This window comes from Flavobacterium sp. W21_SRS_FM6, from assembly GCF_052119645.1.
In the GTDB taxonomy this organism is placed as follows: Bacteria; Pseudomonadota; Gammaproteobacteria; order Enterobacterales; family Alteromonadaceae; genus Paraglaciecola.
Genome location: NZ_JBGQOM010000002.1, coordinates 446,674 through 458,612 on the forward strand (window position 1 = coordinate 446,674; position 11,939 = coordinate 458,612).

The 11,939-nt window shown below is 43.2% G+C and carries 10 protein-coding genes; 4 read left to right on the forward strand and 6 right to left on the reverse strand.

What is annotated here, in order from left to right; all coding sequences use genetic code 11:
- Nucleotides 1-7 precede the first annotated feature (7 nt).
- On the reverse strand, nt 8-988 hold the full coding sequence (locus tag ACEN2L_RS05180) for an HD domain-containing phosphohydrolase (protein ID WP_441742264.1): 981 nt from the start codon (nt 986-988) through the stop codon (nt 8-10).
- A 2-nt stretch (nt 989-990) separates the two neighbouring features.
- Nucleotides 991-4,338 carry an MHYT domain-containing protein gene (locus tag ACEN2L_RS05185; RefSeq protein WP_441742266.1) on the reverse strand — a complete coding sequence of 1,116 codons (3,348 nt, stop codon included), beginning with the start codon at nt 4,336-4,338 and terminating at the stop codon, nt 991-993.
- A gap of 345 nt (nt 4,339-4,683) precedes the next feature.
- Between ACEN2L_RS05185 and ACEN2L_RS05190 the strand changes: the two genes are divergently transcribed.
- The 4 genes from ACEN2L_RS05190 (at nt 4,684) to ACEN2L_RS05205 (ending at nt 6,745) form a co-directional block, all read left to right on the forward strand.
- A complete protein-coding gene (locus ACEN2L_RS05190) occupies nt 4,684-4,860 on the forward strand; it encodes a DUF1328 domain-containing protein (protein WP_306024405.1) in 177 nt (58 codons plus the stop codon).
- Between the two features lie 28 nt (nt 4,861-4,888).
- A complete protein-coding gene (locus ACEN2L_RS05195; protein WP_306024410.1) occupies nt 4,889-5,083 on the forward strand; it encodes a hypothetical protein in 195 nt (64 codons plus the stop codon).
- Between the two features lie 90 nt (nt 5,084-5,173).
- On the forward strand, nt 5,174-5,350 hold the full coding sequence (locus ACEN2L_RS05200; RefSeq protein ID WP_441742269.1) for a hypothetical protein: 177 nt from the start codon (nt 5,174-5,176) through the stop codon (nt 5,348-5,350).
- 81 nt (nt 5,351-5,431) lie between these two features.
- Nucleotides 5,432-6,745, forward strand: a complete 1,314-nt coding sequence (locus ACEN2L_RS05205) for a DUF2254 domain-containing protein (RefSeq protein WP_441742271.1) — start codon at nt 5,432-5,434, stop codon at nt 6,743-6,745.
- A 361-nt stretch (nt 6,746-7,106) separates the two neighbouring features.
- On the opposite strand, the gene ACEN2L_RS05210 is transcribed toward ACEN2L_RS05205, so the two are convergent.
- From ACEN2L_RS05210 to ACEN2L_RS05225, 4 genes are all read right to left on the reverse strand, one after another.
- Nucleotides 7,107-8,750 (reverse strand): diacylglycerol kinase family protein, encoded by a 1,644-nt coding sequence (locus tag ACEN2L_RS05210; protein WP_441742273.1) that lies wholly within the window; start codon nt 8,748-8,750, stop codon nt 7,107-7,109.
- Between the two features lie 117 nt (nt 8,751-8,867).
- Nucleotides 8,868-9,305, reverse strand: a complete 438-nt coding sequence (locus ACEN2L_RS05215; RefSeq protein ID WP_306024401.1) for a hemerythrin domain-containing protein — start codon at nt 9,303-9,305, stop codon at nt 8,868-8,870.
- Between the two features lie 217 nt (nt 9,306-9,522).
- On the reverse strand, nt 9,523-11,484 hold the full coding sequence (locus tag ACEN2L_RS05220; protein WP_441742275.1) for a response regulator: 1,962 nt from the start codon (nt 11,482-11,484) through the stop codon (nt 9,523-9,525).
- Nucleotides 11,477-11,938: a response regulator gene (locus tag ACEN2L_RS05225; RefSeq protein ID WP_441742277.1), complete on the reverse strand. Its 462-nt coding sequence runs from the start codon at nt 11,936-11,938 to the stop codon at nt 11,477-11,479. The genes ACEN2L_RS05220 and ACEN2L_RS05225 overlap by 8 nt, the downstream gene beginning before the upstream one ends.
- Between the last annotated feature and the right edge of the window lies 1 nt (nt 11,939).

Consider the following 11,939-nt stretch of genomic DNA (forward strand, 5'->3'; position numbering starts at 1 on the left):
ATGTGAGTTAATCGACCCAACGATTTTTAATGTTGAGTATTTTGTCGATATTTTGCTGAAATACCGTCACTAAATAGGGGTCGAAGTGTTTACCACTTTGGGATTCAAGAAAGTCCATGGTGGCCTCGATACTCCAGGCCTCTTTATACGGACGCACACTGGTTAATGCGTCAAATACATCAGCCAGAGCGACAATCCTACCTTCAATAGGAATTTCTTCGCCTTTGAGGCCTTTGGGATAGCCAGTCCCATCCCATTTTTCATGGTGGGTCAAGGAAACCGAAATGGCCAATTTGATTAAGTCAGAATCAGGATCACCGAGTATTTCGGCGCCTATTTCCGGGTGTTTTTGCATGATTTTGAATTCTTCATCGCTTAACTTGCCAGGCTTAAGCATAATGCTATCGGCAATGCCAATTTTACCGATATCGTGCATGGGCGCAGCATGCAATAAGTTTTCGGCCTGTTGTTCGGAGTATCCAATGGCTAAGGCGAGCACCTGCGAATAATGACTCATACGCATCACGTGCATACCTGTTTCATTATCTTTATATTCTGAGGCTCTGCCTAAACGCTGGATCACTTGTAAACGGGTACGTTTGAGCTCATCGGCTTGAACCAGTGATAAATGCGTTTTTACTCTGGCCCGCACGACCGCAGGTGAAATAGGTTTTGAAATGTAATCAACGGCGCCTGCATTTAGACCATTTGCTTCATCAACGGCATCATTAAGGGCCGTGACAAAAATAACAGGAATGTTTTTTGTGGCATTGTCGCTTTTTAACGTGGTGCACACTTGTAAACCCGTCATGCCCGGCATCATGACATCTAATAAAATAAGATTTGGACTTTCTTGTTTGACTAACTTAAGGGCTTCAGCACCACTTTTAGCGAATATCAGTCGGTATTCATCACCCAAAGTTTGCTTGAGAACACGTAAATTGACCGGTTCATCATCAACTAACAATAAGGTTGCTCGACTATCCATTATTATTCCTCTTCAAGCCTTGCAACAAGTGTGTTGCAGCCTGTTAACGCATGTTCAAAATCAAAATCATTCAGCGCTTGAAATACCGCAGTGACCTCTTGTTCATATTTTTGTGGCGCCGCTTGTTGCAGTTTGGCAAACAAGGGCTCATCAAACTCATTCTGCGCCACCATTTTATGTATGGCTTTTGCCAAACGCAAAAATTCTGCAGCATTATACCTTACATCTTGCGAACTTGGTTCACTGTACGCTTGGTCTAGTTCTTGTAATTTCTGCCAGATTTGTTCAAGGTGTTCTTTGATCTCATTGATTAAACGCTTGGCAACAAACTCATTTTGATTATGGATGCTAATCTCAAATTCGGTGACAATTTCCAGCAAATAAGTCAGGGCCAAATTGCCCGCAGAGCCCTTCATTGAATGAGCGAGGTATTTCAACTCAGTCCAATCGAGAGAATTCAAAGCAAGTTGGTACTTTTCAAGCACCTCATGTTGCTTATGCAAAAACTTTTTGATTTCGGCAAATAATAGCTCTGCACTGCCCCACAACATCACGCCCATGTTTTCATCTATTACCAAGCTTGGCTTTTTGATAATGGTTTGTTGCGTGTCGCTAAACTCAGTAATATTTAATACCCGTGCAATCTCAGCGTTAAGAATATCCATGTTGACTGGTTTATTGGCAAAGCCATTCATACCCGCATCAAAAGCCGCCTTTTTGTCCTCCGGTAACACGCTAGCGGTAAGCGCAATAATTGGCAAAGCCGCAAGCGCATTTTCGAGCTCGTACTCTCGACGTTTTTCGGTGGCACTGAGTCCGTCCAGCACCGGCATTTGCACATCCATTAGGACGACATCGAAGCGGCTTGCTTGCATTCTTAGCAAGGCTTGTTCGCCATCGCGGGCGGTTTGAACCTGATGCCCCGCCCGTTTCAATAGTACCGTTAGTAAGTCTAAATTTTGCTCGATGTCATCCACAATCAATAAATTCAGTGGCGGCAATTCATGCATAACTTGCGTGGATTTTTCTTTGAAAATATCAATGGGCTGTAAAGGCAAAATAAAAGAAAAAGTAGAGCCTTGGTTTAGCTCACTTACAACATCAATGCTGCCGCCCATTAATTCTACCAGCTGTTTGCTGATGGTGGTGCCCAGTCCAGTGCCGCCAAACCGGCGACTCATGGTGGCGTCAGCCTGAGAGAATGCCTCAAATACGTTTGCTACTTGCTCAGGCGTCATGCCTATGCCGCTATCTTGGATCACGAACTCAATTTGCTGTTCACGCCCTTTCTCTTGTGCAGCAAGCAAGTTGATGGCCACGAGGATCTGGCCCTTTTCTGTAAACTTAATTGCATTGCCTAAAAGATTGGTTAATACCTGACGCAGTCTGTCAGGCGCGCCGTGATAAAAGTGACCAAGATTTTCGGCAAACCGTAATTCGATATCCAAACCCTTATTTTTGGCTTGCAGCCACAGGGTTGAAACCACGGCGTCAATTTCTTCTACCAACGAAAAATCACGATATTCAAGCTCAATTTTACCTTTGTCTAATTTGGCACTGTCGAGCACATCGTTAAGCAGATGCATTAAGGATTTAGCAGATTGGTTAATGGTATTGAGGTATTTTTTCTGTTCAAGGGTCAACGCGCTGTCTAGTAGGATATCGCTAAAACCGATAACTGCGTTCATGGGTGTGCGAATTTCGTGGCTCATGTTAGCTAAAAATGCCGCCCGTGACGCCGCCGCGGCTTCGGCAATTTCTTTCGCTTCAATCAGTTGCACTTCCATTTCTTTACGCTGGCTAATATCCATAATAAACCCATCAAGCCATACCTGTTTTTTATCTGGACTGCTTACTTTGCGGCCAAACTCTAACAACCATTTTTCGTTACCGTTTTTATCGATAATACGATATTCAAGCTGAAAGCCCTGTTCCTCACTCGCGTCACTTGACATTATTGTCGGTAAATCTTGTGGATGATAAAAGTCAGCAAAACTGCGTTTTGGGTTAGGCAGCAAAAAGTCTTCTGCGGGATAACCAGTGACGTGCTCTATCTCATCACTGACAAATTCCATTGGCCACGTTTTATCGATTAAACAGCGGTAAGCAATGCCTGGTATATTAGCTATTAGTGAACGAAATTTGGCTTCGTTGTCCCGTAAATCAGCTTCCATTTTATTACGTTGTCTGAGGTCTGAAATAAAGGCAACGTATAAGTTTTCATGCTCGGTTTCTACGTGCCCCACAGCGATCCTAACCGGAATTAACTCGCCATTTTTGTGCAGTACGTTGCATTCTTGCCCTGCGCCCTGTGAGTCATGTTCTTCGAAACGACTCAAATAACCTTGCACGCTATGAGTTTGCTCATCAGACATTAACTGGGGCATGATCATGCGCACATTGCTACCGAGTAGTTGGGCACTGCGCCAGCCCAGTAGCCGCTCAACCGCCTTATTAATACTGGTAATAATGCCGCGTTCATCTATGGTTACGATACTATCGTGCGCCGTATCCATGGTGGCCAGTAAACGGCGCTCGTTGTAGCGTGCCTTAATAGACGTTTCTTTGTAACGCATGGCTAAATTGGCTGCTAGTACTAAGCTGGTGATGATAATAGTGATCAGCGTTACGCCGATGGCTAAAAAAATCGACATCTCACTGCTTTGCTCTGAAAACTCAAATCCGGGAGGACGTACAAATCGCGCAGCAGCCATGCCGGTATAATGCATTCCGGTGATGGCCATTCCCATCACAATGCTGGCGATAAGGGTTTTGCTCATTGTTGTAAGGCGATACTGCATGACCGCCTCTAAACCGAACCGAATCCACAAGGCTAACATGGCTAAAATGACGGCCACTATAATGGATATGAAAAAGGTGCTTAGGTCGTAGCGCAATAATAAAGACATGTTCATGGCGGCCATGCCAACATAGTGCATGGTACCGATACCGGCACCGACTAACAGCCCGCCTAGTAGTAGTCGTTTAAAATCAATGCTTGAACGGGTAATTAGGCTCATTGCAACCCACGATGCAACGAGTGCAGGTAGCATCGACAGTGCCGTAATACGCCAGTTGTATTCCACCACAGTACACAATTCGAACGCTAACATGCCGATAAAGTGCATGGACCAAACGCCACCACCTAAAGCAACACTTCCGGTCATTAATGACAGTTGGCGCCCAAATTCCGTACGACTATGAGACGCATACGAGGCCACTTGAAACCCCATAAATGAAGCAAAAATAGCAATAGCAAATGAGAGCACGACTAAGGTCGGGTCAAAATTACCAAATACCAGAAGGTTGTCTTGGGGATAATCAAATAACGCAGTGAATATGTCTGACATGTAAAAAATTTAAATAAACGCAGTGGTCATTGAGTTTATGTAAATACCGCTTGAATGCAATAGTAAAAACGGATGTCCATCATTGCGTAATTGCTTTTAGCTAGCAAAATTTTGGATTGAGGCCTGCGATGTAATCGTTACCTATACCAAGGGTAGTATTTGCAACATCTACATTTTGCTCGGTAAAAATTGCACGAGCATTATATTAAAACACCAGCAACAAGTCCTTTTAAATTAAAAATACCTCTTACATTTCAACAGGTTAAATCATTCCAACTTGTTTGGCACAGTTCAAGCATTAAACAAATCGAAGTGAACTAAACAGTAATTTAAAGGAGAAATATTATGTTAGGTTGGGCATTAACATTTTTAGTAATCGCTATCGTAGCCGCAGTATTTGGTTTCGGTGGTATCGCAGGAACTGCAGCGGGTATCGCAAAAATTATCTTTTTCGTTTTTGTTGTACTACTTGTTATCTCATTGATTGCCAATGCCGTTAGAGGCAAGGGTCCAAGAGTTTAATCATTTTTAATTAATATGGAGATTTATCATGAAAAACATTAAATATTTTACAATATTATCAATCTTACTAACTGCAATGACCTTGTTATCAGGTTGCGGCGACGACAATGCTGAAGAAGCCGGTGAGAAAGTTGACCAAGTTATGACTGATGCTGGCAATGCCGTTGAAGATGCATGTGAAGACGTAAAAGAAGGTGTTGATGCTGACGATACCGATTGTTAAGCAGCAACCAGAAAATAAAGGGGGCTTGCCCCCTTTTTTAGTGTTTGGTCAAGACCAATTCATGAGTTAACCAAAAGAAGGACCACTAATATGAAAGTTTCTATTCTCATCATTGTTGTGGTGATCAGCGTAGGTTTTCTGTTTTCATTCATTACGACTGAGCGATTTGGTTTACTAATGCAGTTTTTAGTGGCTCTTGGTCTTTTTGTTTTCATCGGTTTTTTCGCCCTTATTTCATTAATGAAAAAGTCTAAACGCAAAGGTTGAACAACTAAGCTATCGTTTCTCACTGGCTAAGGTTACATTGGTCAGCAATATCCGCTCTCACAATCAGTTAAAGGATTAAGGATGAATAACAGGATCCTAAGTCTACTCGAAACCATACGCACCAGCTTTTGGTTTATTCCCGCTCTTCTGGTCTTTTCAGCTACCCTGCTAGCCAGCTTAGTGCTGAGTTATGACCGTTATTGGCAAGATTACACCCCAGAATTTCTACAATTTATTTATCACACCTCACCTGAATCTACTCGGGCAATATTGACTACCATCGCTAGCTCAATGATGACGGTAACCAGTATTGCGTTTTCGATTACCGTGGTGGCATTGAGTTTAGCGTCGTCGCAGTTTGGGCCAAGACTGATCCGCAATTTCATGTCTGATCGCGGCACTCAATCGGTTCTTGGTGTGTTTGTTGCCATTTTTATTTACTGCTTACTGGTTTTGCAGTCCACTAAGTCGGTTGAAGACTTGCAATTTATTCCAGGTATGGCTACCTATTTTGCCGTACTACTCGCCTTTGTTGGCGTTGGCGTTTTGATCTATTTTATTCACCATGTGTCTTATGCAATTCAAGCGGATGACGTGGTTGATAAAGTGCATTGTCAGTTACAAAAAGACATCGACCGCTTATTTCCAAATCAAACTGAATGGAATAAGCAAAGCGAACCTAAAGCATTGTTTATGGACAACGTTAACTTTAGCCGAGCGGTAAAGGCAGGGAAGGACGGCTATGTGCAAACGGTAGATTTTGAAAAACTGGTTGCTATCGCCAAAGAGCATGACATCAAAATTAATGTATTAGCCAAAGCAGGCGATGCCATTGTAAAAAGTTCGACCTTGCTTGAGTTAAGTGTGGAGACAGTTAAGTCACTGCCTGATGACGCTGCACTGCGAAACTGTATTATGCTGGGCGCAAAGCGCACGCCGCTACAAGACCCCGAGTTTGCCGTACGTCAATTAGTTGAAATTGCCGTGAGAGCCTTATCGCCTGGGATCAACGATCCTTACACAGCGATTACGTGCACCGATAAACTGTGTGCCATGCTCTGTGACCTATCGCAGCGTCCTTTCCCTCCCAGTTTGCATACTGATGACGAAGGTGAGATTAGAGTGTGCACTCGTTCATTTGAATTTTCACAAATTGCCAACGCGTCATTTAATCAAATTAGGCAATATGGTAAAGACAGTATCGCGGTCACCATCAGACTATTGGAAAGCTTAATCTTGATAGCCGAACATGCTGCCAACGACAATCAAAAAGGCTTTGTGCAAGAGCAAAGTGACATGATTGGACAGGCTTGTGAGCAAAGCACTTTTTGCAAGAAAGACAAAGCCGATATTAATTACCGTTTACAGCAAATCAGAGAAATTTTAGATAAGTAACCGTGCTTGTTAAGCGCCTCGCAATGGATGGCGTGGCGCGTTGCCTTGCCCCTTAACAGCGATTAGCTGCTCCCAATATTGTATGATAAAGCGCCTGACAAACGATTGCCTTTCGTCCCAGTCCAGCTTAGATGCTGTTTATCTTTAAGCGGTATTATTAGCTAAGAATTAGGAGGGAAAAAGGCATGGGTGAGATTGCAACAGCGCGATTAAACCGTTTTAGTCACAGGCTTTCAACGCTTATTGGTCTTTATGTCTTGAACCTATAGTCGTGTTAACTACTTTGAATAGCCGATAAAAAAGCCAAGGTAGTATTCGCCTTGGCTTTTTATTGTCTTTTACGCCTGCTTTTGTTCTATGGCTACGTGGCTTTTTGATCAGCGTTATCGAGGGGTAAACTCAGCACATTTAACGAATTGGGGTTTATTTTAATGACCAGTTCATCTGCCTCGGCATTTTCACCATCCACCACATAGCTTAAGCGATGTTCAGCGCGGATAATGATTTGCTTAGCGGTGAGATACTTAACATTTTCAGATTTAAACTCTTTTGTTAAACCACTGATGGCCAATTCAGACATTGTTAGTAAATGGTCATTTGGATTGTCTTGTTGTGGCATCCATGTGATATCTAGTAAACCATCTTGATAGTTTGGACTGCCGCCACCTTGAGCAAGCACGGTGGCAAAAGGGGCAGCGTTGGCAACGATGAAACTACTGGCTTCAATACTTTGTTCTTCTTGCTGATCAATTGAAACGCGCAAGTGTTGGGTTTCATTGGTATGCACCGCATCCCATAAGCCTTTCAAATAGGCAAACTGGCCCCCTTCGTTTTTTTGGTCGCGATCGGCACTTTTGATCATTTGTTGCTCGAAACCTAAACCCACGACTAACAAGACTAATTTGTCGTTGCAGCTTGCGGTATCAATGGTTTGCACGTGTTTTGCAACAATGTGCTCGCAGGCCGTTTCAATTGGCAACACCTTGCTTTTTGTGCCAAATAACACATGGGCGAGCGCATTTGCTGTACCTAGGGGAATAATACCCAATGTTAAATCAGTACCCACGATTTCTGCGGCAACTTCAGACAAAGTCCCGTCTCCACCACAGGCAACAAGGGTCGTTGCACCCTGCTCTATGGCTTTTTTAGCCAACATTGAAGCGCTCACCTCTTGGGTAGTTTCTTCGATATGCAATTGAAAATGGGGCGCCAAATTCTGTTCTATTTGTTCTCTATATTCCTGCCACTTGCCGCCGCCAGACACTGGGTTAGCAATCACCCAAATAGGCGAACTCAATTTTAGAATACCTGCGGCATGATATTTTTTTAGTGCTTTGAGTTGAGTGTGATTTAGGGCTGCAGTTTGGCGAATATCATTAATCCTGCTTAATGCATCTTCGACACTTAAATCTTGGTATTTTGCTAGCAAGTACGCTGCAACCACTAAAACTGAGCGACCGCGGCCCAACGCACAGTGTACCGTCACCGCGCGCCCAGCACTGATTTGGTTTTGGATCCAGTGGATAGCGTGCACAAGCTCTTCTTCTTGTGGACTTTGATGATCCAGCACAGGCACATTAAGATAAGCAAGGTCTTGATCTTGTGCTGACCAATCTAAGCCGTCAAATTCTGCGGTAACATCCAGAATAGCTTTGACTCCGCGGCCTTGTAGGTCGAGTACATCATCTGAAAATAGTCTGCAGGCTAAAAATAACTTGTCTTCTATTTGTTGGATAGCAGGGACCTTGTCATTTTTTCTAGACCATAGGTTGTATATTTGCACCCCTAGTAAAAAGGGAACAAAAAGCCAACGGCTGTAAAGAGGAATGGAGCCGTTTTGCTTTTTACGAAATATGCTGGGTTTTTGTAAGACATAGGCCGAGCTTACCGCTGCCATCGATAGAGCAATCCAGCCAAATCCCACTTTCAAGATCAGGAAGGGGCTGATAACGGCTAAAAGCAATGCCAGTAACGCGCCTGCAATATAATATTTAATGATGAACATGGCTGAGTAACCTCTTGAAGATAGTCTCGTAAGGTAGGCATAAAAAAGACCTGACACAAACCCAATGGAACCATTTAAGTTTATGCCAAGCCAAGGCTTACCAGTAGGGGTAAATTTTTACTTGCTTTGTGCCTGCATCTCTTGCTGATAGGCATCGGCTAATTCTTGCTTTTGATCGCCGGTCAATACTTTGCCTGCTTGCTGAAAAAATTCGCGCTCTTCTTCTTTGAGGTGATGAAGAACCTTATGTTGTAAGTTTTTCATGTGCGCCATCCAAGCTGCAGAACTCATATCTGCCTCCTCAACTTTTTCGATGAGCTCATCAATTTCGTGATGCTCTGCAACAGCGTGACGACAAGGCTCCATGGTATTGTCGAACTCCATCAGCGGAGCGTAAAAATAACGCTCTTCGGCTACTTCATGATGGGTCAAGGCTGCTTTAAGTTCTGCAAAATATTGCTTGCGTGTTTCGCTGCTTCCGGAGGTATCCATTAACTTATCTAACAATTCTCGTTGAATGTCATGGTCTTCACGTATTGCTTCAAAAATGTTCATTGTTACTCCTCAGCATCAGGTGCTGTTTGATATTTTCTATCCGTGACGTAACTATAGCGAAGAATATGCCAAGTAATTAATTTAACTTAACCCATTGATAAATAAGTTAAATTTAAGATAATTGAAATAATAATCAGGATGAGGGAGTAACAAGATAGGAAATATTTACAGTCAATGTGCAACTATTACCTTAGGAATATGACGAGCTAATCGGCAACTAATCGATAAGACTTTGCAGAGTGGACAAGTTTAAGGGTTTAAGCAAACTGCGACTGATATTTAAGGCACTAAGTTGAGATGCTTCTATCTGCGCCCCACTGACCACCACAATTTCTAATTCTGGGCTAATAGTTCGAATTTGTGCCGCGAGGGATAAACCATCGGTGTCAGGAAGGTGTAAGTCTAAAAGTATCTTACATACTGGTAAGGAGGATTGTAGGACCGCTAAACATTCGGCGCCGGTAAACGCTAAGGTGACCTTTGCACCTAAACTTTCTAATAACATCTTACTGACTTCTGCCGCGTCAACATCATCTTCGACCAACAATATGTGGGGCTCTACCTCGTCGATTTGCTCACCGCTTTCTTGCGCCGCTAAATGCATACTCATGCATTGATAAAGGGCCTTTTTATTGATGGGCTTGTGTAATACATCAGAAAAACCGATATCCACTAAAGAACGTTTAACCCCTTTGAGCGCTGCTGCGGTGAGCGCGATCACTGGCGCAGTAAAGCCCGCTTCACGAATTTGTGCGATAGCTTGTCTGCCGCCTAATACGGGCATGTGAATATCCATCAAAACCAACGTAAATGGTGTATCTAAACTTAATGACTCATTACACATTTGTACGGCTTGCAAACCATTTTCAGCGGTGACCACTTGTAAACCAAAGCCATCACATATTTTTTGGACCAACTGACGAATATCCGGTGCATCATCAACCACTAAAACACGCCCTTGCAATGGGTCATAGTGTTCATTGTCTTGATTAGTATCTGCCTTTACAAAGTGTAATTCAGAGCGTGGAACGTCACTGATATCACCGGGCTCTATTGCAAAACGAAAGCGACTGCCTTTACCCAGCTCTGATTCGACACTTAATTCACCGCCCATGCGTCTGGCCAGTTCAGTACAAATTGCCAAGCCAAGACCGGCTCCCCCTTCTTTACGGGTAACGATATCTTCTACCTGTTCAAAGGGTTTGAATATTGATGCCAAGCGTTCTGCGGGGATACCGATGCCTGTGTCAGCCACTTCAAAAAATAGCAGCTCTTTTTGCTCGACCCATTCAGTCCATAACTTGATGGCGACTTGACCGTGATCGGTAAATTTTATCGCGTTATAGCTTAGGTTAATTAAAATCTGGCGTAAGCGGGTACTGTCAGCACGGATTCTTTCTGGTAGGGCTTGTGGCGCAGTAATGACCAAAGATAAGCCTTTGTCTTGCGCATTAATTTGCAGCAAATAAAACACATCTGCAATAAAACTGTCTAGGTTAATCTCACTAGGATTTAATTCTAATTTGTCAGCGGCAATTTTGGATAAATCGAGTACATCGTTTAACAAACTTAAAAGGTGTTTACCGTTACTCAAAATAATATTTAACTCAGAGCGTGACTCTTTTGCCTTTTCACCTTGCAAAAGCAGCTCGGTATAACCAAGAATTGAAGTTAAGGGTGTGCGTAATTCGTGACTTAAATGCGCTAAAAATCGGTCTTTTGAACGATTTTGCGTTTCAGCTTTTAGACGCTCTAAACGCTCAGACGCCACTTCATTGCGAGCCAATGCATAGCGAATTGCTCGAGCAAAGCGACCAGTCGAAATATCTTCTTTATTGATGTAATCAACTGCACCCGCGTCTTGGGCTAACTTATCAAGATTGTCGTCATCTTGCCCAGTCAGCATGATAATGGGCGTCATGCAACCTAGCTTGATGGCTTGACGTAAGACATCTAAGCCACTTTGCGCACCAAGTTGAAAGTCTAACAAACAGATGTCGAACTCTTCTTGGCTTAGCTTTTCAACGGCGACTTTAGGGTTGGTTACCCAGTGAATATCGAATTGGTATGAATCAAGTTGCTCGAGAGAATCGCTGGTGAGAATATAATCATCCTCATCATCTTCAACCATCAAAATGCGTGCGACTTTACTCATACCAAGACCTGTTGGTTCAGTCATTATCTGCCAGCGGCAACTCGACAAACTCAACCCAATATTGACCAATGGCTTTCATTAAACCCACTAAGCCTTCAAAATTAACCGGTTTGGTGATGTAGGATGCGGCACCCGACCCATATCCTTTAATCATGTCTTCTTCTTGTTTTGAGGTGGTTAGAATGACAACGGGAATGCTGCGCAAATCAGGATCGGCTTTTATCTCTTGTAAGGCTTCACGTCCATCCATTCGGGGCATGTTGAGGTCTAGGAGAATAAGCCCAGGACGTGGATACAAATCTTTGTCTTGATACTTACCTTCTCTGCGCAAATACTGCAGCAACTCAACGCCGTCTTCAACACAAAAAAGGCGGTTGAGTACTCGACTCTCATTTAGCGCATCCTGTGTTAATAAACGATCATCTTCATCATCGTCTGCCATCAATATGGTAATGCTACGGCTTTTACTAAAGGGCATG

Excerpts from the sequence above, each read along its gene's own strand:
- ACEN2L_RS05210 (WP_441742273.1), bottom strand. The coding sequence starts at position 8,750 with ATGTTCATCATTAAATATTATATTGCAGGCGCGTTACTGGCATTGCTT.
- ACEN2L_RS05190 (WP_306024405.1), top strand. The coding sequence starts at position 4,684 with ATGTTAGGTTGGGCATTAACATTTTTAGTAATCGCTATCGTAGCCGCA.
- ACEN2L_RS05205 (WP_441742271.1), top strand. The coding sequence starts at position 5,432 with ATGAATAACAGGATCCTAAGTCTACTCGAAACCATACGCACCAGCTTT.
- ACEN2L_RS05225 (WP_441742277.1), bottom strand. The coding sequence starts at position 11,938 with ATGCCCTTTAGTAAAAGCCGTAGCATTACCATATTGATGGCAGACGAT.
- ACEN2L_RS05220 (WP_441742275.1), bottom strand. The coding sequence starts at position 11,484 with ATGACTGAACCAACAGGTCTTGGTATGAGTAAAGTCGCACGCATTTTG.
- ACEN2L_RS05180 (WP_441742264.1), bottom strand. The coding sequence starts at position 988 with ATGGATAGTCGAGCAACCTTATTGTTAGTTGATGATGAACCGGTCAAT.
- ACEN2L_RS05215 (WP_306024401.1), bottom strand. The coding sequence starts at position 9,305 with ATGAACATTTTTGAAGCAATACGTGAAGACCATGACATTCAACGAGAA.
- ACEN2L_RS05200 (WP_441742269.1), top strand. The coding sequence starts at position 5,174 with ATGAAAGTTTCTATTCTCATCATTGTTGTGGTGATCAGCGTAGGTTTT.
- ACEN2L_RS05185 (WP_441742266.1), bottom strand. The coding sequence starts at position 4,338 with ATGTCAGACATATTCACTGCGTTATTTGATTATCCCCAAGACAACCTT.
- ACEN2L_RS05195 (WP_306024410.1), top strand. The coding sequence starts at position 4,889 with ATGAAAAACATTAAATATTTTACAATATTATCAATCTTACTAACTGCA.